The sequence below is a fragment of the Vibrio sp. 10N.247.311.12 genome, assembly GCF_041467515.1.
GTDB lineage: Bacteria > Pseudomonadota > Gammaproteobacteria > Enterobacterales > Vibrionaceae > Vibrio > Vibrio crassostreae_C.
Map to the genome: position 1 here is coordinate 31,189 of NZ_JBFSUV010000039.1, position 23,980 is coordinate 55,168.

The 23,980-nt window shown below is 43.9% G+C and carries 32 protein-coding genes and 1 pseudogene; 28 read left to right on the forward strand and 5 right to left on the reverse strand.

All coding sequences use genetic code 11. The annotated features are described in order from the left end of the window. Positions 1 to 2: 2 nt before the first annotated feature. The 5 genes from glpQ to AB6E30_RS16675 all read left to right on the forward strand — a co-directional run bounded on the left by glpQ (position 3) and on the right by AB6E30_RS16675 (position 3,542). Positions 3 to 1,058, forward strand: a complete 1,056-nt coding sequence (gene glpQ / locus AB6E30_RS16655) for a glycerophosphodiester phosphodiesterase (protein ID WP_372104484.1) — start codon at positions 3 to 5, stop codon at positions 1,056 to 1,058. Positions 1,059 to 1,320: 262 nt separating this feature from the next. Continuing rightward, positions 1,321 to 1,785 carry an ASCH domain-containing protein gene (locus tag AB6E30_RS16660; RefSeq protein ID WP_017059207.1) on the forward strand — a complete coding sequence of 155 codons (465 nt, stop codon included), beginning with the start codon at positions 1,321 to 1,323 and terminating at the stop codon, positions 1,783 to 1,785. A 130-nt stretch (positions 1,786 to 1,915) separates the two neighbouring features. After that, entirely contained in the window at positions 1,916 to 2,410 is a 495-nt protein-coding gene (locus tag AB6E30_RS16665) for an HAD family hydrolase (RefSeq protein ID WP_102398441.1), read from the forward strand. Positions 2,411 to 2,531: 121 nt separating this feature from the next. Further along, positions 2,532 to 2,912 carry an STAS/SEC14 domain-containing protein gene (locus AB6E30_RS16670; protein WP_017070707.1) on the forward strand — a complete coding sequence of 127 codons (381 nt, stop codon included), beginning with the start codon at positions 2,532 to 2,534 and terminating at the stop codon, positions 2,910 to 2,912. A 228-nt stretch (positions 2,913 to 3,140) separates the two neighbouring features. After that, positions 3,141 to 3,542: an NUDIX domain-containing protein gene (locus tag AB6E30_RS16675; protein ID WP_102393698.1), complete on the forward strand. Its 402-nt coding sequence runs from the start codon at positions 3,141 to 3,143 to the stop codon at positions 3,540 to 3,542. 53 nt (positions 3,543 to 3,595) lie between these two features. On the opposite strand, the gene AB6E30_RS16680 is transcribed toward AB6E30_RS16675, so the two are convergent. Then, positions 3,596 to 3,997 (reverse strand): YkgJ family cysteine cluster protein, encoded by a 402-nt coding sequence (locus tag AB6E30_RS16680; RefSeq protein WP_017065706.1) that lies wholly within the window; start codon positions 3,995 to 3,997, stop codon positions 3,596 to 3,598. Between the two features lie 208 nt (positions 3,998 to 4,205). Between AB6E30_RS16680 and AB6E30_RS16685 the strand changes: the two genes are divergently transcribed. The 15 genes and pseudogenes from AB6E30_RS16685 to AB6E30_RS16755 all read left to right on the forward strand — a co-directional run bounded on the left by AB6E30_RS16685 (position 4,206) and on the right by AB6E30_RS16755 (position 13,135). Next, positions 4,206 to 4,367 (forward strand): hypothetical protein, encoded by a 162-nt coding sequence (locus AB6E30_RS16685; protein WP_017059212.1) that lies wholly within the window; start codon positions 4,206 to 4,208, stop codon positions 4,365 to 4,367. Next, positions 4,367 to 5,050, forward strand: coding sequence for a pseudouridine synthase (locus AB6E30_RS16690; RefSeq protein ID WP_372104486.1), 684 nt, complete (start codon positions 4,367 to 4,369; stop codon positions 5,048 to 5,050). Before AB6E30_RS16685 ends, AB6E30_RS16690 begins: the two co-directional genes overlap by 1 nt. 93 nt (positions 5,051 to 5,143) lie before the next feature. Then, positions 5,144 to 5,425, forward strand: a pseudogene (locus AB6E30_RS16695) (glyoxalase); the annotation flags it as partial. Positions 5,426 to 5,494: 69 nt separating this feature from the next. After that, a complete protein-coding gene (locus AB6E30_RS16700; RefSeq protein ID WP_372104489.1) occupies positions 5,495 to 5,851 on the forward strand; it encodes a hypothetical protein in 357 nt (118 codons plus the stop codon). A gap of 36 nt (positions 5,852 to 5,887) precedes the next feature. Continuing rightward, positions 5,888 to 6,358 carry an N-acetyltransferase family protein gene (locus AB6E30_RS16705; RefSeq protein WP_372104491.1) on the forward strand — a complete coding sequence of 157 codons (471 nt, stop codon included), beginning with the start codon at positions 5,888 to 5,890 and terminating at the stop codon, positions 6,356 to 6,358. 87 nt (positions 6,359 to 6,445) lie between these two features. Beyond that, entirely contained in the window at positions 6,446 to 6,790 is a 345-nt protein-coding gene (locus tag AB6E30_RS16710; protein WP_372104494.1) for a VOC family protein, read from the forward strand. 119 nt (positions 6,791 to 6,909) lie between these two features. Continuing rightward, the gene (locus AB6E30_RS16715; RefSeq protein ID WP_017061801.1) at positions 6,910 to 7,326 is read left to right on the forward strand and encodes a VOC family protein; all 417 of its coding nucleotides are present in this window, start codon (positions 6,910 to 6,912) and stop codon (positions 7,324 to 7,326) included. A 129-nt stretch (positions 7,327 to 7,455) separates the two neighbouring features. Continuing rightward, positions 7,456 to 8,037 carry an HD domain-containing protein gene (locus AB6E30_RS16720; protein WP_102321002.1) on the forward strand — a complete coding sequence of 194 codons (582 nt, stop codon included), beginning with the start codon at positions 7,456 to 7,458 and terminating at the stop codon, positions 8,035 to 8,037. A gap of 203 nt (positions 8,038 to 8,240) precedes the next feature. After that, on the forward strand, positions 8,241 to 8,498 hold the full coding sequence (locus AB6E30_RS16725; protein ID WP_102393703.1) for a hypothetical protein: 258 nt from the start codon (positions 8,241 to 8,243) through the stop codon (positions 8,496 to 8,498). Between the two features lie 140 nt (positions 8,499 to 8,638). Then, positions 8,639 to 9,643, forward strand: coding sequence for a S66 peptidase family protein (locus AB6E30_RS16730; RefSeq protein WP_372104496.1), 1,005 nt, complete (start codon positions 8,639 to 8,641; stop codon positions 9,641 to 9,643). A 151-nt stretch (positions 9,644 to 9,794) separates the two neighbouring features. Continuing rightward, positions 9,795 to 10,259 carry a DUF302 domain-containing protein gene (locus AB6E30_RS16735; protein ID WP_372104498.1) on the forward strand — a complete coding sequence of 155 codons (465 nt, stop codon included), beginning with the start codon at positions 9,795 to 9,797 and terminating at the stop codon, positions 10,257 to 10,259. Positions 10,260 to 10,526: 267 nt separating this feature from the next. Continuing rightward, positions 10,527 to 11,042, forward strand: a complete 516-nt coding sequence (locus AB6E30_RS16740; protein WP_372104501.1) for an adenylate kinase — start codon at positions 10,527 to 10,529, stop codon at positions 11,040 to 11,042. 132 nt (positions 11,043 to 11,174) lie between these two features. Beyond that, a complete protein-coding gene (locus AB6E30_RS16745) occupies positions 11,175 to 11,399 on the forward strand; it encodes a hypothetical protein (RefSeq protein WP_017061807.1) in 225 nt (74 codons plus the stop codon). A gap of 138 nt (positions 11,400 to 11,537) precedes the next feature. After that, positions 11,538 to 12,566 (forward strand): radical SAM protein, encoded by a 1,029-nt coding sequence (locus tag AB6E30_RS16750; RefSeq protein WP_372104503.1) that lies wholly within the window; start codon positions 11,538 to 11,540, stop codon positions 12,564 to 12,566. Positions 12,567 to 12,583: 17 nt separating this feature from the next. After that, positions 12,584 to 13,135: a DUF1349 domain-containing protein gene (locus AB6E30_RS16755; RefSeq protein ID WP_372104506.1), complete on the forward strand. Its 552-nt coding sequence runs from the start codon at positions 12,584 to 12,586 to the stop codon at positions 13,133 to 13,135. A gap of 94 nt (positions 13,136 to 13,229) precedes the next feature. Here the strand turns inward: AB6E30_RS16755 and AB6E30_RS16760 are convergent, their stop codons facing one another. Then, a complete protein-coding gene (locus AB6E30_RS16760; protein ID WP_017068336.1) occupies positions 13,230 to 13,562 on the reverse strand; it encodes a PBPRA1643 family SWIM/SEC-C metal-binding motif protein in 333 nt (110 codons plus the stop codon). Positions 13,563 to 13,817: 255 nt separating this feature from the next. Here AB6E30_RS16760 and AB6E30_RS16765 point away from each other — a divergent pair, with 255 nt between their 5' ends. The 7 genes from AB6E30_RS16765 (at position 13,818) to AB6E30_RS16795 (ending at position 17,679) form a co-directional block, all read left to right on the forward strand. Then, positions 13,818 to 14,534, forward strand: coding sequence for an HAD family hydrolase (locus AB6E30_RS16765; RefSeq protein ID WP_372104509.1), 717 nt, complete (start codon positions 13,818 to 13,820; stop codon positions 14,532 to 14,534). A 51-nt stretch (positions 14,535 to 14,585) separates the two neighbouring features. Continuing rightward, complete coding sequence (locus AB6E30_RS16770; protein WP_372104512.1) at positions 14,586 to 14,969, forward strand: nuclear transport factor 2 family protein; 384 nt, start codon at positions 14,586 to 14,588, stop codon at positions 14,967 to 14,969. A gap of 89 nt (positions 14,970 to 15,058) precedes the next feature. After that, positions 15,059 to 15,790, forward strand: coding sequence for a glucose 1-dehydrogenase (locus tag AB6E30_RS16775; protein WP_372104515.1), 732 nt, complete (start codon positions 15,059 to 15,061; stop codon positions 15,788 to 15,790). A 144-nt stretch (positions 15,791 to 15,934) separates the two neighbouring features. Then, complete coding sequence (catB, locus tag AB6E30_RS16780) at positions 15,935 to 16,516, forward strand: type B chloramphenicol O-acetyltransferase (RefSeq protein WP_372104518.1); 582 nt, start codon at positions 15,935 to 15,937, stop codon at positions 16,514 to 16,516. Positions 16,517 to 16,687: 171 nt separating this feature from the next. After that, positions 16,688 to 16,939, forward strand: coding sequence for a Rho-binding antiterminator (locus tag AB6E30_RS16785; protein ID WP_372104520.1), 252 nt, complete (start codon positions 16,688 to 16,690; stop codon positions 16,937 to 16,939). An 8-nt stretch (positions 16,940 to 16,947) separates the two neighbouring features. Beyond that, entirely contained in the window at positions 16,948 to 17,181 is a 234-nt protein-coding gene (locus AB6E30_RS16790) for a hypothetical protein (RefSeq protein ID WP_010441052.1), read from the forward strand. A 48-nt stretch (positions 17,182 to 17,229) separates the two neighbouring features. Beyond that, positions 17,230 to 17,679 carry a GyrI-like domain-containing protein gene (locus AB6E30_RS16795; protein ID WP_102398034.1) on the forward strand — a complete coding sequence of 150 codons (450 nt, stop codon included), beginning with the start codon at positions 17,230 to 17,232 and terminating at the stop codon, positions 17,677 to 17,679. Positions 17,680 to 17,829: 150 nt separating this feature from the next. On the opposite strand, the gene gltS is transcribed toward AB6E30_RS16795, so the two are convergent. From gltS to AB6E30_RS16810, 3 genes are all read right to left on the reverse strand, one after another. Beyond that, positions 17,830 to 19,053, reverse strand: a complete 1,224-nt coding sequence (gltS, locus tag AB6E30_RS16800; RefSeq protein ID WP_017078222.1) for a sodium/glutamate symporter — start codon at positions 19,051 to 19,053, stop codon at positions 17,830 to 17,832. Between the two features lie 77 nt (positions 19,054 to 19,130). Continuing rightward, a complete protein-coding gene (locus tag AB6E30_RS16805) occupies positions 19,131 to 20,504 on the reverse strand; it encodes a patatin-like phospholipase family protein (protein WP_102393707.1) in 1,374 nt (457 codons plus the stop codon). Positions 20,505 to 20,753: 249 nt separating this feature from the next. Beyond that, positions 20,754 to 21,350 carry a glutathione S-transferase gene (locus AB6E30_RS16810; protein WP_240698159.1) on the reverse strand — a complete coding sequence of 199 codons (597 nt, stop codon included), beginning with the start codon at positions 21,348 to 21,350 and terminating at the stop codon, positions 20,754 to 20,756. Between the two features lie 173 nt (positions 21,351 to 21,523). On the opposite strand from AB6E30_RS16810, the gene AB6E30_RS16815 reads away from it, so the two are divergent. Next, a complete protein-coding gene (locus AB6E30_RS16815) occupies positions 21,524 to 23,779 on the forward strand; it encodes a peptidase U32 family protein (protein WP_372104523.1) in 2,256 nt (751 codons plus the stop codon). Positions 23,780 to 23,980: the final 201 nt, after the last annotated feature.

Consider the following 23,980-nt stretch of genomic DNA (forward strand, 5'->3'; position numbering starts at 1 on the left):
TAATGAAAACAACGTCACTGTCTCTGACCTTATTAGCACTAAGCTTATCTGCAAATGCGTTCGCCGACCCTTTAGTGATTGCGCATCGCGGCGCTTCAGGTTATTTACCTGAACACACTTTACCCGCTAAAGCGCTCGCTTATGCGATGAAACCCGACTACATCGAACAAGATGTCGTGGTGACCAAAGACGACCAATTGGTGGTTTTGCATGATCATTATCTAGACCGAGTCACCGATGTCGCGGATCGCTTTCCAACACGTGCTCGCGCAGATGGCCGCTACTACGCGATTGATTTTACGCTCGCTGAGATTAAATCCCTGAAAGTGACCGAAGGCTTTAACCTCGATGACCAAGGTAAAAGAGTGGCAGGGTACCCAACGCGCTTCCCAATGTGGCAGTCTGATTTCCGTGTCGCTACCTTTGCAGAAGAAATCGAGCTGATCCAAGGCCTAAATAAGACCTTAGGTTATGACGTGGGCATTTATCCTGAAATTAAAGCACCTTGGTTCCATCGTCACGAAGGCAAAGATATCTCAAAAGCTGTGCTTGCAACCTTGCATCAATATGGTTACCTATCAAAAGACGACAAAGTGTATTTGCAGTGTTTTGACGCCAATGAACTTCAACGCATTAACGATGAGCTCATGCCAGTGATGGAAATGGATCTTAAGCTCGTTCAGTTGATGGCCTATACAGATTGGAATGAAACCATGACCTACCAAGGTGACAAAGCAACGCCGTACAGTTACGACTGGATGTTTGAAGCTGGTGGCATGGAAAAAGTGGCGTCTTATGCGGAAGGAATAGGCCCTTGGAAGCCAATGTTGGTGGACGATGCATCGACCAAAGATAACATCATTATTAAACCGTTAATGAAGTCAGCAAAAGACGCGGGCTTAGATGTTCACCTGTACACGTTCCGTGCTGACCCAGGAAGAATCCCAGCTTATGCTGATAACTTTGATGGCATGTTGGATGTCTTCTACAACCAAGTCAAAGTTGATGGTGTGTTTACCGACTTCCCAGACAAAGCGGTCGACTTCTTGAACCGTTAATACCCCGTCAGTTACGAGCTATTAGTAACGAGATACTAAGAGCCAAAAGCACCGACTAAAGGTGCTTTTGGTTCTTCTTTCACTTTTTGGATCTCCTTGTACTGGCCTCGAAATCCTACCTATATTCTTCTTTCTCAGCCCACATTTTGATATTCACTCGGTTTACAGCTATGACCTGACTTGATAGGTTACTCCCAATGCAGCCAGATGCTTAATCTATAAGTGTTTATCGGCTCAACCTGATATTGAATTTGGAAAGATCATGGAAGAAAGAAGCAAAGCTTATCTTGATAGCTACCTCAACACATTACCAGCAGACGTTGCTTCGCAATACACCTCTTTTAGTGCCGACTATTACTGTGCTGATGAATACAACGCCAACCTCTGCGCCCAGTTAATTCTCAAGGGTGAAAAACAAGCGTCTTGCAGCCTTGAATATTGGTACAGCCATGAAGGCGAGACGAGACCAGTAGTTGGTCACTTGCAAGTCGTCACTGACTGGGATGGCAAGCCAGTTTGCATTGTAGAGATCACTTCAGTCTCACAGTGCAAATATAACGAAGTGACGGCGGAGTTTGCTGCTGCCGAAGGCGAGGGTGACAAAACACTCGAATGGTGGAAAGAAGCTCACTGGAACTTCTTCTCTCGTGAATGTGAAGAGCTCAAGATCTCACCAAGTGAAGACATGTTACTTATGTTGGAGCGTTTCAAAGTGGTTTATCAATAAAGGGTATTTTGTGTTTAGAAGATCGTGCTCCATAAACAGTAACAAGGTTGTCCATAATGAGCCTAACCGTCCGAGAAGTTTTTATAGGCTCGCTTAAACATTAGATAATTCATCGTATGCAGGAGGCAAGATGACAAAGCTAATCGAATTAACAGAAATAGTCTTATTCGACTGGGGCAATACGCTGATGGTCGATTTGCCAGACGCACAAGGGAAGATGTGTGACTGGGAAACCGTACAAGAAGTGAGTGGTGCTCGTGCATTACTGGGGGAGTTGTCGAAAACTCATCTAGTTTATGTTGCTACCAATGCTGGTGATTCCAGTAAAGACGACATCATTCGAGCCTTTGAGCGTGTTGGCCTGTCTCAATATATCTTGGGTTACTTTTGTAAGGCGAGCATTGGCTTTTCTAAGTTCGAGTCGGGGTTCTATCCTGCCATTATTTCTAAGCTCGGTGTTTCACCACAAGAGATCACCATGGTAGGCGACACTCTAGAGAAAGACATTTACCCAGCACTTGAAGCGGGTTTGCAAGCGGTGTGGTTGAATACGGAAGGAGTTGATCTTAAGTCAGAGCATCCGAATATCGTACAAGTTCAATCCCTAAGCGAACTGTTGGAGTAGTGCGATTAACTCTCTGATATTAAGTTCAGATAAAGCGCTTGTCCGTTTTGACGTAAACCTCTCATCTCTTTGCTGTTTAATCCTCTAAGCTAACTTTAGTTTCTACTATGAGGGCTAGGTTATGAGTATCGAACGTCATGGAATATCGGTTGGAATTGAACGTGTTAGCGGTGAAACCATCGTTGTGTTTAAAGCGAAAGGCAAGCTTACACACGATGACTATCAAGCAATGATGCCAATTCTAAATACCACGCTAGAAGAACTCGATTCATCTGAACTCAAGATGCTGGTCGACATCTCCACCTTAACGGGTTGGGAGTTACGTGCTGCTTGGGACGATTTTAAACTTGGATTAGAGCTCAATTCGAAGATAGACAAAATCGCGATATATGGTGATAAAAGCTGGCAAGAAATGGCATCAAAAGTCGGCAGTTGGTTTGTGTCCGGTGAGATTAAGTCATTCGAAGACCATGACTCTGCGCTTAAGTGGCTAGTCGATTGATACTATTCGCGGGCAGCTAGAGAGCAGTTCGTAAACATCGCCAATGACAGTTGATGAGCATTGTCTCGAACGCTGTCATTTTTCGTTTTGGCGATGATATTTCCTATTCGATTCAATAGAGTATATTCCTTCCAGCGTGTAACATACCCAGGCTTTGTTTGGTCGCGACTAATGGTGTGGCTTGATTCAGTAAGAACGAGAACTAAAACAGAAATAAGGTCTAACGACATGCATAAGGTAATTGATAAGCTGGCTTGGATATTCATCAAAGACGGCAAGCTGTTGATGGTCAGATCACAAGGCAAAGAACTGTTCTATCTACCGGGTGGTAAGCGTGAAGCTGGCGAAAGTGATGAGCAAGCACTGGTTCGCGAAATCAAAGAAGAGATCTCAGTTGATTTAGTGCCTGACTCCATCAAATACGTCGAGACGTTTACAGGCCAAGCTGATGGCAAAGCGGAAGGCGTATCGGTGCAATTGACTTGCTATCTTGCTGATTATACTGGCGAACTGTCTCCGGATGCCGAAATTGAAGAGCTTAAGTTTGTGGATGGCAACGACAGAGCGGTATGCTCATTGGCGGCACTGGTTGCGCTTGATTGGTTAGAAGCGAACCAGTATTTGGCTTAAGGTTTTAGCGGCTACTAGCTAATACTGAAGATTGATCTTCAAAAGATCATCGCTTACGAATAGCTTGAAGGGCGGCTGTCTTTCATCAACAGGTCGAGTTTCCTTTGAGCTTTCTTCGTGTCTTGTAAATCCACCACCTCAATCATTTCACACTCATCTCGTACCATCTCATTAATTAGGCTTGGGTAGTGTCGGCAATCTTCTGGTCGGTCTAAGTAAATGCTACATGTGTACTTGGCTTGAGCCTTGGTGTCTTTCGTCGGAACCAGCTCCAGAAAAGGGCAGCGAGTTAAACGTTCGCCAGATTCAGGGTCGAACCAGATCTCGCTTCCTCGAACATATTCAAAGATGTCTGGGTTGAACAACTCCCACAAATCGATCTCTTCTTGAGTCGCGGCAAGGTCGCCATCTCCGTATTTGATACAGCATTTTCCGCATTGATTACAATCTTTCATTATCGACTTCATAAGTTGGTGAGCTTTTATCATTTTACCACTGATAGGCGTGGCACGTTGATTTTGTTGTTCATGGTTAAGCCGTTACGGGCGGGAACTTGGAATAGCGGTACTTAAAATCAATTTATCTATGCACCACCACTCCAATCAAAGCTGTAAACAGTGATACAATTTGCGCCTCTCACGTTATTCAAACAAAGGCATCAAGATGAGAACCGTATACACCACCGAAGGCAACATTAACGCAAAGAAACAAAAAGAGGCTTACCCAAAGCTCGCTTTATGTGACAAGTGCGTTGGTGACTATGTGGTTATCGAGCAAGGTGAACGAACTTACAAGCCTTGTGCTAAATGTGGTGCCGACGATTAATGCGCCTTGATAAATACCTATGTAAAAGCACTGACCTAACCAAGCCTGAAGCGATTGAACGCATCCATAATGGCGAGGTGAACGTAAACAGTGAAACAGTCACCGATGAATCGACTCAGGTTCATGAAACCAACGCCATCTTATTAAATGGCATGCCGCTTAAATTGCGTGAATTTCGATACCTTTTAATGCACAAGCCTGCGGGTACTATCTGTTCTAATGTCGATGAAGTTTATCCTTCACTGTTCAACTACATCGAGATAGACAAAGCATCAGAACTGCACATCGCAGGGCGCTTAGATGCCGACACCACAGGTTTAGTCTTAATTACCGATGATGGGCGCTGGTCATTCAATATTACGCTGCCAACCAAGTCTTGTAAGAAGGTGTATCGCGTGACATTGTCACGAGACATCAAAGACGATGTCGCTGATAAGTTTAAAGCGGGCATTCAATTGCAGGGCGAACAAAAGCCGACGCGTCCGGCAGAGCTCGAGGTGATTACCAGTAAAGAAGTGCTGTTGACCATTACAGAAGGCAAGTTTCATCAAGTAAAACGAATGTTTGCTGCGGTCGGGAATCGAGTTGTTGGCCTACACCGTGAACAGATTGGTGACGTTCGTTTGGATGTTGAAGCAGGCCAGTGGCGTTATCTAACTAAAGCCGAAGTTGACTCATTTTAGCAAGACTCTGAATAAGAGCTCTGAATAAACGCCGTAACCACTTAAAGCGTTAAGCGTGTCAGCACCGGAATATCAATACTATAAGGATGTAGGATGGAAAACCTCAAAGTCTCAGAAACTAAGTCTTTTGTACCCGCGAAAGACTTCGATTTATCCAAGCGTTTTTACCAGTCAATCGGCTTTTAAGTGAAGTCTGAATTTCACGATATCGCCTATCTACGACACGGCAGTTGTGCCTTCCTTCTGCAAAACTTTTATGAACCTGCGCACTGTCACAATTACATGATGCACTTGCTGGTTGAAGACGTAAAAAGTTGGTATCAACACATCCAAAACTCTAATGTAGTGTCGGATTTTGAAGTTACCGTTTCCGATTGAGCTTGAATTTGTAACAGACTCGCGCGCATCTTCCCAATATCAAAACAATCCTTGGAGTATTTAGAAATGTTGTTTTCTAGTCTGTCTAAACCATTGGTTCATGGCTCCGAGTTATGTTCTGAACTGCTCAATTTCTTAACCGAGCATAAGAGTAATTTCGAAGAAAAGTTAATCCCTGATCTGTCATACATCGATGATATGGCACATGTGGTGAACGGCATTAACATCAAAGACGTTCTACACATCAATGCGAATCAATACCGACTTCAATATTCGTTTGATTGGGAGTTGTTTCTAGGTTGTTCAGATAGGAACGAAACCGGTGTAGAGAATGGAAGTGTTCTATTCACACTTGAGGATGATAACGTTCTTAATATCAACTTCCCAAACTACGGTTCTCGAGACACTAGCGATGAGCTCTAGTCGGTTTTTCGTGGGTGCTATACAGAAGGAACAATAATGATAACTATCGAAAGGCTTGAAGAATCCCATGTGGCGTCAGTTCAGGCTATCCAACTCGCCGATGAACAGGTTAAGTTCGCTGGTACAGCTGCAGAGTTTTTATTAGACGGCAATGAAACGATGCACTTGCACGTGATCAAGTCTGATAACGAAGTTGTTGGTTTCTTTAAGCTGGATATCGCTTACGCAGAGCACTACGAATTCTGCCCTGAAGGAAGCATTGGGCTAAGAGCTTTTGTGCTTGATAAAAACCAGCAAGGTAAAGGTTTAGGAACTGGCACGGTCAAAGCTTTGTTTCCCTATTTAAAAGCGAATTACTCAGCGTATCAGTCGATTTACTTAACTGTGAATTGCAAAAATCCCGCAGCATTCAACTGTTATAACAAAGGCGGCTTCGAAGATACCAATGAACAGTATCTAGGTGGCGCAGCAGGCCCGCAATTTATCATGCGCGGTCAAATCGCTTAGTAATATGAAACCGATTAATTTTGATGAAGCACTCCTGCACAGTTGTATGCAGATTGAGAGTTTTAAAGAACACGAGAAGGAAATTTGATGAAGGTTCAATATCTTGAAGTGGTTACCCCAGAAGTCGATGTCGTTTGTGCAACATACGCTCAGCTCTACAACGTGAAATTCAGTGGTGCAGATGTGAACCTTGGTGGGGCGCGCACTGCAAAGCTATCTAATGGCGGGGTAATTGGCATTCGAGCACCGCTTCGTGAAACTGAAGAACCAACTGTTCGTCATTACACGCTGGTTGACGATATTCAGTCTGCAGTAACTGCAGCCGAGAAACTAGGCGCCGAAGTTGCGGTGCCGCCATTGGAGTTACCACGTCACGGCATGTGTGCCATTGTTATTCAAGGTGGCGTCGAGCTCGGATTCTGGGAGTTATAGGTGATGCGTAGCTTTTAGATTTTGAAGGACGAGATACTACGATTTATGATGCGACACCTAGTGTCTTTACCTGCTTCATGGCATTATTCCACGCAGCTAAAACCCCAACAAGGTATGTTATGAAACAGAATATTGTCCACATTGCACTCGTGGTAAAAGACTACGATGAAGCGCTTGATTTCTATGTAAACAAGCTTAAGTTTGATCTCATCGAAGACACGTATCTACCAGAAGAAGATAAGCGCTGGGTTGTTGTTGCTCCACCAAATTCAACCGGTGTGAGCCTGTTACTTGCTAGAGCTTCCAAGCCAGAGCAACTCGATTTCATCGGCAACCAAGCTGGTGGACGCGTATTCCTATTCTTAAACACCGATGACTTCTGGCGTGATTACGAACGTATGACGTCTTTGGGCATTAACTTTGTCCGAGAGCCTAAAGAGCAAGGCTACGGCACCGTTGCTGTGTTTGAAGATCTTTACGGTAACTTGTGGGATCTGCTTCAGTTAAATCCTGAACACCCTATGGCTAACAGGTAGATAAGCTTAGCCCACAACCATCGGGTGTTGCGTATTACAAAATGTCGGTTCATTGGGAGTAACGCTTCTTTGTCGCTAGGTTAACCCTCCGCACCGCTCAATCATCAACTTAAGTTAAGGAAGCTTATCGTGGAAGAAATCAAAGGCATTCTGCAATTCATGGTCGAAATTGAACAATTAAAGGATGTTCATCGACAGACGAAACCAGTTGGATTGGACCGATATGAAAACTCGGCCGAGCACAGTTGGCACGTCTGTTTGAGCGCTCTTATGTTGAAAGACTATGCCAATGAAGAAATCGATATTACCCGAGTAATGAAGATGTTGCTGATTCATGACCTTGGGGAAATCGATGCGGGAGATACCATCATTTATGCCAGTGAAACCGAAGAAAACAAGCTCAAAGAGAGAAACTGCGTCGAGCGCTTGCTGAAATCATTGCCGAGCCATTCAAGAAGCGAGTATTTGGATTTATGGCTTGAGTTCGAAGCCGGTGAGTCACCGGAAGCTAGATTTGGTAAGGCGATCGATAGAGTGCCGCCTTTGCTTCATAACATCCATGGTGGTGGTCATAGCTGGAAGAAGCACAACATATCCAAAGACAAAGTCCTGACCTTCAATGGCGAGCGTATTTCTAAAGGCAGTCGTGCCTTATGGAAAGAGCTAGAAGTGCAGCTTGAAGGTGCTGCGGACAAAGGGCTATTAAAGTAAAAGTTAATTTCGTACCTAAGCGTAACAATAGCTTTAGCTGTTCAATGAGGGAAATCTCGATGGCAACTGATTCAAGATGCATGGCACTTACCTTGTGTCTCATTTCTTTCAAATAAAGATCTAGTGGACAACAATAAGTTCGAGAACCGAGTGATAAGTTGTTAGTATGTATCAACTTTATAAATATTGGTTGGCTTATATAAATGCTTGATAATAAGTATATTAAACATCCTTATCACTGCGAACAGTGTAACGCACTTACCCCGCACCTTGCTGTTAACGCTTCCGATGCTGAATCTAAAGCGGACACTGAATCTGAAAAGAAACAATGGAAGTTAGGCGTGTTGATGGAGTACCTGATGACGTTATTGTTTAAAGGTGACCATAATGTTCCCGGTTTTTATGTCGACAGTGATTACGAATACCAGTGTGAGAAATGTGGGACTAAATCGTGGCATTAATTGGGGATGAAAATTTGATTCAACCTTAATTTTTTGAGCTCTAACCCCGAAATCAACTCGCTTAAAGAACTCGTTTGCTTTAAGAATTAGTGAGTTTCAGTCAGGCGTATTATTCCAATTTTGTTATGGAGGACAAACGAGTGATATACCCAAAAGCTTTAAATATTGGTGACAAAATCGGATTTTTCTCACCGTCATCGCCCGCAACGGTCTTTGCACCTAATCGATTTGCTCGTGCTAAACGTTATTTGGAAAAGCAGGGCTTCATTCTAGTTGAAGGTTTGTTAACTGGAGAGTCAGAAGGGTATCGTTCTGGTTCCATTCAAGCGCGAGCCGAAGAACTCAATCAGCTCATTCGAGATCCTGACGTGCGCTGCATTATGTCGACCATTGGTGGTAACAACAGTAACTCACTGTTGTCATACATCGATTATGATGCCCTTAAAGACGACCCTAAGATCATCGTCGGCTATTCAGATGCCACAGCATTACTGTTAGGCATCTACGCCAAAACTGGATTGGTGACTTTTTATGGCCCTGCACTTGTTGCGTCATTTGGTGAGTTCCCGCCATTAGTCGACGAAACCTTCCAATCGTTTACTGACATCTTATGCTCGGATTCAAGCCAACATCAGTACACGATGCCTGAGAGTTGGACGGACATTAAACACGATTGGGAAACTCAAGACTCTGCAAAGCCAGTTTACAATAACGAATGGCACTTCATGGGAAGAGGTCAAGTAAGCGGTCGCGTGATTGGCGGCAACCTGAGTACGATGGCCGGGATTTGGGGCAGCGAATACATGCCAGAAATTCAGTCTGGCGATATTCTGCTTATTGAAGATTCACTAAAAGGCATTGAAGCGGTCGAGCGTTCATTCGCGCACTTATTGGCTTGCGGAGTATTCGATAAAGTAGGCGCAATTGTACTCGGCAAACATGAGTTGTTTGATGACAAAGGGACAGGGCGAACACCACTCGATGTACTTCTTGAAGTGCTGAACGGTAAAAATGTCCCGATCCTGTATGGCTTCGACAGTTGTCACACCCATCCCATGCTAGTCACGCCACTAGGTGTGCAAGGCACTATTGATTTTGATGACCAAACATTCAAGCTTCAAAGCCAATGGTTAGCGTCGAGTTAACCTAAACTGATGATAATAAGACGCATTAGAAAAGTGATCCTCTCTGCAAACTGAGAATGGAATCGCGTCTATACTGACATGGGCTACGTCGCTGATTTTAGAAGTGGCGCTATGAATCTAAGTTTGACTAGGTTAAATCTCTGAGGTGACGATGAAAAAATTACTACCACTATGCGCCATTTTACTCTCGGCATCATTTTCAGCTGCGGCTTCTGATGGTTTGATTAAATACCAAAGTAATTACTCAGTGAAAGAGACCGCTGACCGCTTTGAAGAACTCGCTATAAGCAAAGGTTTGACATTGTTTGCGCGAATTGACCATCAGAAAAACGCGAGTAAGGTCGATCTTGAATTGAGACCAACGGAAGTCATCATCTTTGGTAACCCGAAAGTAGGGACACCATTAATGCAATGTGCTCAAGAAGTCGCGATAGATTTACCGCAGAAGGTGTTAGTCACTGAAGATTCAAATAAGAAAGTATGGTTGTCTTACAACGATCCTAATTACTTGGTAGAGCGTCACGCGATCAATGGCTGTGACGAGGTCGTTAAGAAAGTATCGGGTGTACTAAGCAAGCTATCAGAAGCGACAGTGGCGAAAAAGAAAGCGAAATAACCAAGACCAATTAGCACTCATTAAGACTATTAATGGGTGCGACTTGACGAGGATATAGCTTCCCAATCAACGTTTGGCTGCATTGACAACTAAGCAACAATATATAAAAGTAGTTTTATGAAACTGAATTTAGCGCCATCTAACCAACGAATTATCATCATTCCATAAGAATGGTGGGATTGTTGATGCGCTTTGTTTATCGAACCCACCCGTAAGGTGGGTTTTTTGTCGCTGTCTTATGGGTTTTATCTGAATAGAGGAAGTCATATGAAAAAGATCGCGGTTTTTGGTAAGCCTGGGAGTGGAAAGTCCACAGTCAGCAAGGCGTTAGCACTAGCTACAGGGATAGAGCTTCACCAGTTGGACTCTATTGTTTACAAGGCCAACGGAGAGTTTGTTGGACGTGAAGTATTTGAGGAGGCTCATGAGAGCATACTTAAGTCAGAAAGCTGGATCATCGATGGTTTTGGCCCTCTAGGCTCGTTCAACACACGTTTAGATGCAGCTGATACCTTGGTTTATATCGACATTCCTTATTCAACTAGCTACTGGTTTGTAACCAAGAGAATGCTCAAAGGTTTATTTGTTAAACCTGAAGGCTGGCCTGCTGGAAGCTCAGTGATAAAAGGCACGATACAAAGCTATAAGACACTACAACTGTGTCCTAAATTTTGGAATGACGACTTTAGAGCGCAGTTAGAATTGCGCGCTAAAGAGAAAGAGGTTTACATCATCAGAAGCGTGACTGAATTGAATAACTTTGTTCACCAACACTTCACTTAACAGTCGAGAGTTTACTTTTCTTTAAAACGCTCTTACTTACTCATAACTTCATGAAAATATTTAGATTTAACTCTACGTGTGGCATATTTGCCATATGTTTAGTTTGTGCTTTGAGTTAAGGCGATAGATATTATGTATGGAAGTGAGAAGACGAGAGCGTTCTGTAGTAACTGTAAGGAACTGACACTGCACAAGTACACTATGTTCAGTAACCAAGCCGAAAAAGCGCCACAACATGAAAAGAAGCCAGGGTTGCTTGGAATGATTTTATCGTCGCTAGCTTCAAGTGGCGGAAACGGTGACTATAAATGTACAAAGTGTGGAACCAATTTACGTACACCGGACAACCTTGATTAGCCTTTAACCTACTTAATACTTCAACATTCTTCTTCTTTAATTATCCGTTTTCATTTGATAATAATTCAAATTGTACCGTGTTTTTCATTGAATGAACTTCTAGTAGTCTATGCGAATAGTTAATTATTGGGCATTCAAATGACACAGTATCAGTTCCAACAAGGGCATATTCGCCCACCTTCAGAAGCGGATAGCTTATTGATTCGCACCACCCAAGGTTGTCCTTGGAACAAATGTAAATTCTGTACGCTGTTTGAGGGGATGGAGTTTGCAATTCGTCCCGTTGAAGAGATTAAGAAAGACATTTGGGCTGCGAAAGCATTCTATAAGAACCGTAAATTTGAGACCTGTTTTCTGCAAGACGGTGATTCATTCACTATGGATACCGAAGACTTGCTGGATGTGTTGAATACACTCAAACAAGCCTTCCCAGAGTTAAAGCAGATCAGCTCTTATGGACGAGCGCAAAGCATGACTAAGAAGTCGCCTGAAGAGATGAAAGCCATCTGTGATGCAGGGCTCAACATGCTTTATTGCGGTATGGAATCGGGTTCTATTGATGTTCTCAAATTGATGAAAAAAGGCATTACTCCGAAATCTATTTTGAAATCGACCGAATACGCGAAGCAAGCGGGTATGAAGATGATGACCTTCATTATCCTTGGCTTGGGTGGTAAAGAATATTCGGCGCAGCATGTTGAAGAAACGGCGGCCTTACTTAACCAAATCAACCCAGATGAAATACGCATTCTGTCGCTTGCTGTGAAGCCTGGAACCGAATTGGATGAACTGGTGCAGAATGGAGAGTTCACGCCACTTAGCGAACGTGAAATGCTTGAAGAACAATATCAACTGATCAGTAAACTAAACAGCGTGACGGGCAACTATGGTAACTATCACGGTATTAATTTGTTGATGGAACTGAACGGACAGTTGCCACAGGATAAAGCGAAGTTCTTAGCGACAATAGATCGTTTCAATATGATGAGTGAGAATGACCAGAATAACTTTATCTTGGGACGTCGCATTCATTACTACGCGGCATTGAAAGACATGGATAACCAACTTATGTACGATTCTGTACAAAGAGAGCTTAATCGCATTCAAAAGCAAAACGCCGATGAACTCGACAATGTGTTTTATCAACTCCGTCAACGCATGATCTAGCAACAAGGACTAATAACATGAATAACCTCGTTAACTGGCAAATCAGAAATGAAAATCCTGAACATTGGTCTTTGGAAAACGGTGTGCTGACGATGCAAGTGCAAGAGGGCAATATCTTTGGTGCGGGTTCAGCTGATGTTGATAATATCTTCGTTCATCCAGTATCTAGCTCGGATTACAGCACAGAAGTGACGGTTCAATTAGATCCAAACCTCGCATTTGAACAAGCTGGGTTAGGTATTTACTGGGATAACGACAACTACATTAAAGTGAGCAAAGAGATGTTCATGGGCGAGCGTTCATTGATGTTCGTTGTAGAACAAAATGGTCAGCCACAGATCAAGGAACGTCTGTTGTTTAGTGAATCTAGTGTGTCGGTAAAGCTCGTCAAACAAGGCGGAAAAGTCAGCGCTCATTTCCGCCCGTTAGAAAAACAACAATGGCAGGAAGTGATCACGTTTGATTCGTTAGTAGGCAGTGAACAGGGTGTGATGCTTTATACGTTCAGTGGCAGTAAGGCGACGCCTAATTTCGCCAAATTTAGTGGCTTCAGTTTGTCTGACGCCTAATAATTTGTCTTACGCTGAATAAGCTTGCTTAGCGTATAAAAAAACGGACCGATATTGCTACCGGTCCGTTTTTAAATTCTTCAAGTCAAAGCGCTTATGCACAGCACTTCTTGTATTTCTTACCGCTGCCGCAAGAACATGGGTCGTTACGGTTAGGGGTCTTTTCAAACGTCATCGTTTTTGGCTTGTTCAGTAGAGTATCAAGCTCGATGGTGTTCTCTTCTTTGTCTGCGTCGACTGTAACAGTAACGAAGATAGTATTTTCAGCGGCTAGTGCTTCAACTTCTGCTTTGCGCGCTTCAGTTTGAACCATTACAGCGATTGGAGATTCTTCAGTACCCGCTTTTACATCGCGGTTTACGTTGTAGCCAGCAAGAACGTGGTTCTGTCTTGTTTCGATACGGCCTTTGAAAAATAGTTTCGACATTGGGTACTCATTAAAAATGTTGAATGGCGCTATTTTTAATGGCGATAGCGCAATGGAGCGGGGATTATACGCATATATTGCAATTGATAAAGCAGTGATGTGAGCAAACACTGTTTGGTTTTTGTTTGCTAGTAACGGTTTGTTCTCTAGCTTTGCTTCTATTCGACAAATTTCGAAATTCAAGACAATAAAATTGCCCTAAATAGGCTTATGAATGATAAATTAAAATTACTAATCGAAACAAAGAGATAGTGTATGAAGTTAGATGCCATCCTGTGGGATTACGATGGAACCATAGTCAATTCCGTTCCAAAGAATATCGCAATCACAAAAGATATTATCTCTTTAGTCGCGCCACACTTGTCAGGTGATAACTTACCTAAATATTTGCTCAGCGAAGCGCTTTATCATGAAGCCAACCACGGGGCTAAAAACTGGCAAGCCTTATATATCGACTATTACGGCTTATCACACGATGAAATGTTGATCGCTGGTGGAATGTGGGCAGAGCATCAAGAGAAAAAACAAACAGCCGTCGCCTTGTTTGAAGGAATGGAAACCGTGGTTAATCAGTTTGCTCATCTTCCACATGGGATCTGCTCTCAAAACTCTCAATTGAATATTCGTGGTGTGCTCGACAGTTATGGCATCGGCGATTTGTTTAAATCGGTAGTGGGTTATGACGATGTTTCGAACGGCAACCAAAAACCCCATCCATTTGGTGGTGTGAAATGTGTCGAGAACATATTTGGCGCCGATCCGACTAACGAGCTTTGTTTGATGTACATCGGTGACCATGAAGCGGACACACAGTTTGCTCGCAATATTGAAGCCGCGCTGGGTAAAAACGCAAAAGTGATTGCCGTTGCAGCAGGTTATAGCCGATCGAAACCTGAAAATTGGCAAACCAAGCCCGATTACATTGCTAACAGTGTCGATGATCTTTTAACGATCATTAGCAAGTACGCATAACGAAGCAGACATTTAAAAATCACCACACGTAAATAACTTTAAGGAAGAATAATGACACCAAAACAAGTGGTATTGGGATTTTGGGATGCAATGCGCAGTAATGATTTTGCAAAGGCAGGTGAATGGTTAACCGCAGATTTTGAAGGCTATTGGCCGCAGTCGTCTGAATTGACGTTAGGGCGCGACAACTTCACTGCAATCAATACTGAATACCCAGCCAATGGTGTTTGGGAATTCACGCTCAATTCGATTGTCTGTGAAGGTGATACGGTAGTCACGGACGTTTCGGTCACTGACAGTGTGTTGAAAGGCCGAGTGATCACCTTTCACACGGTGGTTGACGGTTTAATTCAAAAGCAAACTGAGTTTTGGCCAGACCCATTCGAAGCGCCGGCGTGGCGATCGCAGTGGGTTCAGGTTGTGTCGAGTAATTAGTTTGTGTCGATACGATCAGTTTGTATCGAACAACTAGGTCGTATCGAATAATCAGGTTGCACAGAATAAGTAAACATTAGGAGGTTTCATTGAGCAAGGTAGTGGTTGTAACCGGCGGAAGCCGAGGCATTGGCGCAGCGACGTCTAAATTGTTGGCCAGTCAAGGCTATGCTGTATGCGTTAACTTCATACACAATGAGTCGCGAGCTGAAGATCTAGTAGACGAGATTCGTGAACAAGGCGGAACCGCGATAAGCGTGCGTGCGGATGTGTCTGTTGAATCGGACGTGAAATCTTTATTTGAGATTGCTCGTAATAAGCTAGGTCCAGTGACGCACTTGGTCAATAATGCCGGGATCTTGTTTACCCAGTCACCGTTGGTTGATATTGAATTGGATCGCTTTGAAAAGGTGATGAAATCCAACGTATCAAGCTGCTTTCTGTGCAGTAAAGCCTTTATCAAACAAGCCGATGGCGCGGGTTCGATTGTGAATGTATCGTCTGCCGCTTCTCGTACTGGCGCACCGTTTGAGTATGTGGATTACGCTGCATCGAAAGGTGCGATGGATTCACTCACCAAAGGCTTATCGCTTGAATTGGCTTCACGTAACATCCGAGTGAATGGCGTAAGGCCAGGTTGTATTTATACTGAGATGCACGCAGACGGCGGAGAGCCAGATCGCGTAGACAGACTAGCTTCACAGTTACCGTTACAACGAGGTGGCACACCAGAAGAAGTCGCGAACTCTATCGCATGGTTATTATCGGATGAAGCTTCGTATGTCACCGGCTCATTTATTGATATTGCAGGCGGTCGATAGGGCACGTTTGCCTTTACACTAAGATAAACAAGTTAAAACCATAGACACGCAACAAAAGTACCTAACTAAAAGAACGAAACTAAGAGTACAAAAATGAAAAACTATTTTGAGAGCCCGTTTGTTGGAAAGTCACTCTAAGAACAAGTGACCAACCCAAACATCATCGTGGGCGAGCACAGCTATTACTCGGGTTATTATCATAACCACAGTTTTGATGACTGTGCGCGTTACCTATTACCGGATAGAACCGACATCGATAAGCTGATCATCGGCAGCTATTGTTCGATTGGTTCTGGCGCTGTGTTTATGATGGCGGGCAACCAAGGCCACCAAAATCAGTGGGCGAGTACCTTCCCGTTCTTCTATCAAGACGATGAGAAGTTTGAAGGTGCGATAGACGGCTTTGAACGCTCTGGTGATACCGTGATTGGTAACGACGTGTGGATTGGTACAGAAGCCATGATCATGAGTGGTGTTAAGGTTGGTGACGGAGCCATCATCGCAAGTCGAGCGGTTGTGACTAAAGATGTCGCTCCATACTCGATTGTCGGTTCAAACCCAGCACGCCATATCCGTTATCGTTTCAATGAGACTGAAATCGCTCAGTTGCTAGAAATGAAATGGTGGCAGTGGAGCGAAGAACAGATCAAAGGCGCGATGTCGTTGATGTGCTCTTCAGATATCAACGGGCTTTACCAGTACTGGAAAGAATTTTCTAAGCATTAAATTGTAGAACACAGAAGAAACGTGAAGAGCGAGGAATCAGTCTAAAATTAATAGATAACTCAGTAGCTTTACGATTAAAGTGTCAATGTGATTTAGATAAATGATTGATTATATGCATATTGCATAGTATGGCGTGTCGCATTAGCGTGGTGGATGAATTGGAGGGGTATTATGATTAGTTGCAACGATTACGATTATATTGAAATTGTGTGTATGCACCGATACCCAATCAAGTTAACGCTGAAGTCTGGCGAGCAGATTGAATGTGTCGGATTAGATACTCAACGCAATGATAGCCGTGAAGAGTGCATTAAGGTCAGTATTCAAGGTGTAGAACAACTTGTCGTACTCACTGATCTTTCCACACTAGAAGTCTGTGTCGACAATCCTTATTTTCAGCAGATTTCATTCAAAACGTCATAGGCTTTCAAATGAATAACACCATAGAACAATGCTATTGCACCGCATGCCGAGAAGATACACAGCACGTTGTGGTGTTGGTCAGAAAGACGAGTGCGTTTGCAGAGAAACCTAACCAAAAGCGAAGCGAGTTTTGGGCAGGCATGATAAAAGGTTGGTTCCTTGGCCCATTTATCGCATCTATGGACGAATTTTCTCGTCATATAGTGTGTGAGAAGTGTGGTCACAAAGAGATTGAAGATTAGGTATCGATTCAATATGCTCAAACCATCGTTGGCTTAGGGATAAAACGAATGAAAGTAGAAACGATTGAAGCCGTAAAGGCGTATGGGTTTTCAGTAAGAACCACTAATCAGGATGAGGTTGACCCAACTAAAGCGAAGATAGGTCAATTGTGGCAGGGCTTTTTTGATCAGGCTTTTCCCAAACTGACGCCGGATTCAAAAGTGTACGGTGTCTACACTAATTACGAGTCTGATTTTACGGGTGAGTTTGATGTTATCGCGTGTGCTAATGCGTTAACGGATCAAGACTTAAATAATCTTATTGAAACCAAGATTGAAGCAGGCAAATATCTGACGTTTTCTGCTGAAGGTGAACTTCCTCAAGCGGTCATCGATTTATGGGGAGAGGTGTGGGCGTACTTCAACGCAGCGGATTGCCCACATGTGAGAACTTACACAACAGACTTTGAATTTTACAAAGGTGAAACTGAAGTCGAGATTTCGATAGCGATTCAATAAGCTTTGGGTTGTCGTTAGTGATAGTCAAATTTAGTCATTAGCAAAAGAGCCGCTCTATACGAGCGGCTCTTTTTATTGGGATACACCGCCTAAATAAATTGCGGTACACCGCTTTTACAAATTGTGGTGTACCGTCTTAACAAAGGTCAGCTACATCATTCTCATGAAGTAAGGAATAATCAGGGCGTTCGCTAAATCAATGAAGAACGCGCATACCAATGGCACGATGATGAAGGCTTGTGCTGAATGCCCATACTTTTGACTTACTGCCGACATGTTTGCCATGGCTGTCGGTGTTGAACCTAACGAAATCCCTCCGAACCCAGCACATACAACAGCCGCATCATAGGTCTTACCCATTGATGGGAACACGATGAAGATATTGATTATCACGGCCAGTAGCAGCTGCATTGCCAATATCGCGAAGATAGGACCCGCCAAGTCAATGAGCGTCCAAAGCTGCATGCTCATTAATGACATCGCCAAAAATGTACCCAGGGAGATTTCAGCAATTAAGTCGATAGCGGGCGAGCGTGTCGGCCATTTTGCGCCCGAGATTCTAGGGTAGGAGTCTGGCATTACGTTGGTGATCACGATACCCGCAAACAAGCACGATACGAACAGTGGAAGCTGTAATCCTGTCTGACTGATCAATTCATTAAGCAACGCGCCGACAATGACACAAATATGGATCGCTAACACGGCGTCTAAAAATTGAAATGATGTGAGGGCTTGTTGTTGCTTTTTGGCATTTGAATCGATTGAGCCTGATTGCTCATCGGTAGGTTTGAGGTTATGACGCTTGATGAGAAACTTTGCAATAGGACCGCCCATAAGGCTGGCTAAAATCAGCCCGAACGTTGCACTGGCGATACCAATTTCCATTGCGCTTTCTAGGCCGAATTCTTCTGCAACCTTGGGTGCCCAAGCAATCGCGGTGCCATGTCCGCCAATCAGTGAAATACTTCCGCTGAGTAGACCAAAGACAGGCTCTAGGCCAAACATTGATGCGACAGAAATACCGACGATGTTCTGCATGATCATGAAGAAGATAGTGATTGCTAGCAAAATGACCAAGGGCTTTCCGCCTTTGAACAGATCTTTCAAACTTGAGTTAATACCAATCGTGGTAAAGAAGTAGACCAATAATACATCGCGAGCAAACAGATCAAACTGCACTTCGATTGAGGTCGTCGCGTAAAGAGCCGCGAACAGGAGCGATGCCAAAATCCCGCCAGAGACAGGTTCTGGAATACTGAACTCTTTCAAAAAACCGATGACCTGATTGAGCCTCCGACCGATAAATAGAACCACGATCCCCATGGTCACAGCAAAGAATGACCCGAGATGTAAGATGTTGTTTTCAAATTCCATAGTGATCCTTGTAAAGGTGAAATTATGACGTAATTTTTGATGGCCAGATTGCGCTTTAATAAGCAACTAGATTAGCATCATTTATTATATTCAAATGATAAGAAGTTTTGAAATTCCGGATCGGCAACAAGTTGTTTGTTACCTTCTTCAATCAATAGGTCGACGTTTTCTTTGTCGATCATAAAGTCCGTCGGAATTTGATTGAGTAAGTATCGCTTGGCACTGTTGTCTGATTTATTCAAGCTGATCTCAATGAAGTGCGGAGAAACCTTACGACCTTGATGAGAGGCCAGCTCCGACCAAGACTGCAACTCGTCGACGATCAAATCTTTTGTTGTGTCGTTATAGCGATGCAGCTGGATATCGGTGATGACGTCCACCGTTTGTTTCATGGAAGGCGCTTCAATTGACTCTCCAATGCCAGATTCTGGGTTCGTCGATGCATCAACCGAAATGATGACAATAGGACGCGCGTGCTGGGTGTCGTACAAGTTTTTCAGCTCTTCGTTGTCGTTGTAACGCAAGTATTCAGACATCTCATACACCGACAGCAAACCGAGGTTGTCAGTAATCCCGCCATCCACAAGGTGGAGATAACTCACATCATCCTTATTGCTATATGACTCTAACGACTTGATCAGATTTCGGTTGCGGTAACTGGTGGCGTCGAATGAGGGTTGTATGTGTTCTGTTTTGTCGCAGTCGTTTTTGTTTTCAAGCACAACAGGAGTAAATACAAAAGGGACAGCAGAAGAGGCGGCCACCGAGCTAGACACGGAATAGCTGTTTAAGTCTGAACAAATCAGGTCAAAGTACTCTTGTGTGAATGAAAAACGCGAGCCCGTTGAAATGTCGGTTGCGTTAATCACAATGTAGGGCGCATTTTCTCGGTACATGTCGGCAAACGTGCTTTCGCCGAAGATGTTGGCTTTGTAATAGTCGGTGGCTTTGTCTGTTCTGGTGGCGTACGAGAACCAATAAGTAGGAGATAAAAGGATGGAAAACAGATCTTTCGAGACTTCGTGATAAAGGAACGTTTCTTCGTAATCTTCGAATATCTGGTCGCCATAGATACCATAATAGGCGGCGGTAAAGCTGCCACCGGATACCGAGCTGATCATATCGACTTCATCTAACAGATTGACCGTTTCACCATCGATTTCGATGTTGGTGTCGCGCAATGCTTGCAACACGCCATATGAAAGCGCTGCCGCACGTGTGCCGCCACCAGAAAAAGAGAGGATCAACGTGACTTTGCTATTGGGTTTATTGAAGCTCTTCGCCGTGTAGGCTTGATTTTTCTGCGCGGCAGATTGGCCTGTGTTGGTTGCTTTGTTTTTCGCGCTACAGCCTGAAAGGGCAAGCGAGAAGACCACTAACAGTGAAACTTTCGCGAACCCTTTAAAATCGGGACTAGGTGTGTTGAACGTATTCACTTTGTTTTTTGGCATAGCGCATTTCAAACTAACGTTGAGGTTGAGTGAAAGGCTATTTTCGTTGATATCTAATATGCCATCAATGGCGTCACCTGTAATTCAGTGTCACGATTTTCATAACAATCTAGAGGTAATCAAGCTTATTTAGAACTGTTTACAGTCATCTTCAGTAATCTAGAGTCATCTTCGGTGATCTATAGTTATCTTCAGCAATTTAGAGTTATTCCCAGCAATTTGAAGTTATCTCCTGCAATTTATAGATACTTACTGGTATCCAAAAACACAATCTTGCTTGGTTTCATTCCACAAAGGGTATTGCTTCATGACTTGGGTGTAGAGCTTACTTTCCAGGTGCGATCTTAACCAACGTCCTACGTTTTGATATTCCGATTTCACAAACCACTTCTTTTCGACTCGCACAAACTGACTGACGAAAGGCATCACCGCAAAATCGGCCAAGCTTGGGCTTTCTCCAAAAAAGTAGGGCTGATCGGTAAGTCGCACTTCTAACTGCTTAATGAAGGTTTCGCAGGCTTGTCGGCGTTGTTCAACATCGATGTTTCGGTAACGAACCGATGCACGATACCTTTCTAAGTGACCAATAAATTCTTCATCGTTGGTTTTAATGAGCTGCTGAACTTGTTCGCTAAGCGTTGGATTGCTTGAACGCAGAAGATCTTGAGGATCGTTTTGTTGAAGTGACCAGTTCATCACATCCAAGCTCTGTTCAATGACTTGTCCATTGGGTAACACCAATACAGGCACTGTTCCTTTTGGCGAACTGGCCAATAGTTCGCTAGGCTTGTCTTTGGTAACGATTTCTCGAAGTAACACTTTTTGCTGTGATAGTGCGATGCCCATTCGTCCGCGCATTGCATAAGGGCAACGGCGTAAAGAATAAAGGATAGGTAGATCGGATTCGTTCGGCATTATTGAGGTCATTTAGTTTGAAAAGTGTTGTACGGTGGTAAAGAGATCGTGATGTGGGTAGAATACGCGGCTTAAAAATTATAAGTAAGTGAGCGACTTCAAAAATGAGCAGAAAAATTGAGTTATTAGCCCCAGGTGGCGATGTAGAAGCGATAAAAGCCGCCATCGTAGCGGGTGCTAATGCAGTTTATTGTGGTTTAGACACATTCAACGCTCGTAACAGAGCCTCTAACCTGTCGTTAGACGAATTGAATGGTGTGATTCGCCTTGCTCATGAATACGGCTGTGAAGTGTTCCTGACTCTTAACGTTGTGCTACTGGAGCACGAGACTAAGAGCATCACCAAACTGCTGAACCAGCTTGTGAACACCAAAGTGGACGGCATCATTGTTCAAGACTTGGGTTTATTCAACCTGGTTAAGAAGCATTTCCCATCGTTAGACGTTCACGCGTCGACTCAGTTAACTACGCACAACGAAGGTCAGATTAAGTTCTTGTCTAAGATTGGCGCGACGCGCGTTAACTTGTCTCGTGAGTTGAACCTGCCTGAAATCAAGATGCTGACGGAAGTGGCACACGATCACGACGTATTAACCGAAGTGTTCGTACACGGCGCTCTGTGTATCGCATTCTCTGGTCAATGTTACTCAAGCTCAGTAAGTGTGGGTAACTCAGGTAACCGTGGTCGTTGTAGCCAAGCGTGTCGTGATGAGTACGAAATCACCAACGCGGGCAACAAGTTCCCACTTAACCTGAAAGATAACTCAGCTTACTACGACCTACCTGAATTGGTTGATGCGAAAGTCGACTCATTGAAAGTAGAAGGCCGAATTAAAGGCGCACACTACGTTTACACTGTGGTAGACACATGGCGTAAACAGATTGATAGCTTTGTAGAAAGTGGTTTGTTGATCGAAGACGATTCGAACCTACACAAAGTATTCAACCGTGATTTCACCAACTCTTTCCTAAAGGGCAACCTAACGAAAGACATGTTCATCGATAACCCGCGCGACAACAGCATGAACTACGCTGTTGAAAAAGCGACGGAGCAGAACAACGAAATCTCAGTTGTACAGATTCAAGAAGTGACCAACGAACTTCACCAAGCGAAAGACGTTCTTGGTAACGAAATGCGTGACAAGATCGAGTTCCTTGATATTCGCAAGACACCAGTAGCACTGTCGTTCAGCGTAAAAGTGGGTCAACCATTTACGGTGACTGTGAACACGCCAAAAGAGAACTTTACTCTTCAATCTAAATCGCTATTGAAAGCGGTTGAAGAGAAGGCGATTACTCAAGAGCTACTTGAGAAGCGATTCAAAAACGTGAAGAGTGCAGTTCACACGCTAGAAAGCCACGACTTCAGTGAAGTGGATGCAGGCTTGTTGATTCCTCTAAAAGAAGTTTCAGACCTAAAAGACGAGATCGACTTCATTCTGAACGGCTCTGTGGAAGTGATTAAGCACGTTGAAGTGCCAGCACTGCCTCAGCACCCTAAAGTGAACGAGAAGCCGACTATGTCGATGCTTATCGCCGATGTAGAAGACTTACACCTGTGTGACGTGACTGACGCGGATGTTTACTTCAAACTTCCAGAAAGCTTCAAGAAGCGTTGTAACAAGTACATCGACATCTTGGCAGCAAACCCACGTTTTATTCCTTGGTTCCCAGCGGTATTGATCGGTAAAGATTACGACGAAGCGGTTCGTATTCTTGAAGAGATCAAGCCAGCTCGCATCGTAACCAACAACACGGGTATTGCTTACAAAGCTTACGAGATGGGTATTGAGTGGGTTGCAGGCCCGTTCATGAACACGACCAACTCTCACGCACTGGTTACTCTGAAAGAAGAGCTGAACTGTGCAGGCGCATTCATTTCGAACGAGATCAACAAAGGTCAGATTCGTCATATTCGTCGCCCAGAGAACTTCAAACTGTTCTACAGCATTTACCACCCAATCTTGATGATGACCAGCCGTCAGTGTTTCTTCCAAAGAACCGTGGGTTGTAACAAGCCAAGCATCGAAGCAGGTTGTATGTTGAAGTGTGAGAAAGCGACCACGATTACCAACGTGAAAGGCATCTCTTTTGCGGTTGATAAACAGAAGGGTGGCTACCCAAGCATTTACAACCACGAGCAGTTCTTGAACCACGACGCAGTAACTGACTTCTCTGGTCTGTTCGACGAGTTCTTCATTGACCTAACCAACATCGGTGCAGGTTCTAAAGAAGTGAAAGACAAAGTTGAGCTTATCAAGCATTTCGAAGCGCTACTGAACGGCGTTGAAGGTTCACAACAGAACCTAGAGCAGATGGTTGAAGTTCGAACTAATGCTCAGTACGTGCAAGGTCTATAGCGTACAAGGTTTATAGGGTTCAATGTCTATGGGCTGTAAGGCTTATAGCTTCTAACGCAAAGAGCGTTCAAGGTTTATAACGCTCAACCGCTTATAAGCACTCTGAACCAATAAACAAAAGGCCACTCAATCGAGTGGCCTTTTTAATGGTGCGCCGAGCATGGCGTTGATCTAGGAGGTGAAAGTCCTCTACGGGCTCAG

What these genes read in the sequence shown, in the direction of transcription:
- glpQ (WP_372104484.1), top strand. Translation starts at nt 3, where the DNA reads ATGAAAACAACGTCACTGTCTCTGACCTTATTAGCACTAAGCTTATCT.
- AB6E30_RS16660 (WP_017059207.1), top strand. Translation starts at nt 1,321, where the DNA reads ATGGAAGAAAGAAGCAAAGCTTATCTTGATAGCTACCTCAACACATTA.
- AB6E30_RS16665 (WP_102398441.1), top strand. Translation starts at nt 1,916, where the DNA reads ATGACAAAGCTAATCGAATTAACAGAAATAGTCTTATTCGACTGGGGC.
- AB6E30_RS16670 (WP_017070707.1), top strand. Translation starts at nt 2,532, where the DNA reads ATGAGTATCGAACGTCATGGAATATCGGTTGGAATTGAACGTGTTAGC.
- AB6E30_RS16675 (WP_102393698.1), top strand. Translation starts at nt 3,141, where the DNA reads ATGCATAAGGTAATTGATAAGCTGGCTTGGATATTCATCAAAGACGGC.
- AB6E30_RS16680 (WP_017065706.1), bottom strand. Translation starts at nt 3,997, where the DNA reads ATGAAAGATTGTAATCAATGCGGAAAATGCTGTATCAAATACGGAGAT.
- AB6E30_RS16685 (WP_017059212.1), top strand. Translation starts at nt 4,206, where the DNA reads ATGAGAACCGTATACACCACCGAAGGCAACATTAACGCAAAGAAACAA.
- AB6E30_RS16690 (WP_372104486.1), top strand. Translation starts at nt 4,367, where the DNA reads ATGCGCCTTGATAAATACCTATGTAAAAGCACTGACCTAACCAAGCCT.
- AB6E30_RS16700 (WP_372104489.1), top strand. Translation starts at nt 5,495, where the DNA reads ATGTTGTTTTCTAGTCTGTCTAAACCATTGGTTCATGGCTCCGAGTTA.
- AB6E30_RS16705 (WP_372104491.1), top strand. Translation starts at nt 5,888, where the DNA reads ATGATAACTATCGAAAGGCTTGAAGAATCCCATGTGGCGTCAGTTCAG.
- AB6E30_RS16710 (WP_372104494.1), top strand. Translation starts at nt 6,446, where the DNA reads ATGAAGGTTCAATATCTTGAAGTGGTTACCCCAGAAGTCGATGTCGTT.
- AB6E30_RS16715 (WP_017061801.1), top strand. Translation starts at nt 6,910, where the DNA reads ATGAAACAGAATATTGTCCACATTGCACTCGTGGTAAAAGACTACGAT.
- AB6E30_RS16725 (WP_102393703.1), top strand. Translation starts at nt 8,241, where the DNA reads ATGCTTGATAATAAGTATATTAAACATCCTTATCACTGCGAACAGTGT.
- AB6E30_RS16735 (WP_372104498.1), top strand. Translation starts at nt 9,795, where the DNA reads ATGAAAAAATTACTACCACTATGCGCCATTTTACTCTCGGCATCATTT.
- AB6E30_RS16740 (WP_372104501.1), top strand. Translation starts at nt 10,527, where the DNA reads ATGAAAAAGATCGCGGTTTTTGGTAAGCCTGGGAGTGGAAAGTCCACA.
- AB6E30_RS16745 (WP_017061807.1), top strand. Translation starts at nt 11,175, where the DNA reads ATGTATGGAAGTGAGAAGACGAGAGCGTTCTGTAGTAACTGTAAGGAA.
- AB6E30_RS16750 (WP_372104503.1), top strand. Translation starts at nt 11,538, where the DNA reads ATGACACAGTATCAGTTCCAACAAGGGCATATTCGCCCACCTTCAGAA.
- AB6E30_RS16755 (WP_372104506.1), top strand. Translation starts at nt 12,584, where the DNA reads ATGAATAACCTCGTTAACTGGCAAATCAGAAATGAAAATCCTGAACAT.
- AB6E30_RS16760 (WP_017068336.1), bottom strand. Translation starts at nt 13,562, where the DNA reads ATGTCGAAACTATTTTTCAAAGGCCGTATCGAAACAAGACAGAACCAC.
- AB6E30_RS16765 (WP_372104509.1), top strand. Translation starts at nt 13,818, where the DNA reads ATGAAGTTAGATGCCATCCTGTGGGATTACGATGGAACCATAGTCAAT.
- AB6E30_RS16770 (WP_372104512.1), top strand. Translation starts at nt 14,586, where the DNA reads ATGACACCAAAACAAGTGGTATTGGGATTTTGGGATGCAATGCGCAGT.
- AB6E30_RS16785 (WP_372104520.1), top strand. Translation starts at nt 16,688, where the DNA reads ATGATTAGTTGCAACGATTACGATTATATTGAAATTGTGTGTATGCAC.
- AB6E30_RS16790 (WP_010441052.1), top strand. Translation starts at nt 16,948, where the DNA reads ATGAATAACACCATAGAACAATGCTATTGCACCGCATGCCGAGAAGAT.
- AB6E30_RS16795 (WP_102398034.1), top strand. Translation starts at nt 17,230, where the DNA reads ATGAAAGTAGAAACGATTGAAGCCGTAAAGGCGTATGGGTTTTCAGTA.
- gltS (WP_017078222.1), bottom strand. Translation starts at nt 19,053, where the DNA reads ATGGAATTTGAAAACAACATCTTACATCTCGGGTCATTCTTTGCTGTG.
- AB6E30_RS16805 (WP_102393707.1), bottom strand. Translation starts at nt 20,504, where the DNA reads ATGCCAAAAAACAAAGTGAATACGTTCAACACACCTAGTCCCGATTTT.
- AB6E30_RS16810 (WP_240698159.1), bottom strand. Translation starts at nt 21,350, where the DNA reads ATGGGCATCGCACTATCACAGCAAAAAGTGTTACTTCGAGAAATCGTT.
- AB6E30_RS16815 (WP_372104523.1), top strand. Translation starts at nt 21,524, where the DNA reads ATGAGCAGAAAAATTGAGTTATTAGCCCCAGGTGGCGATGTAGAAGCG.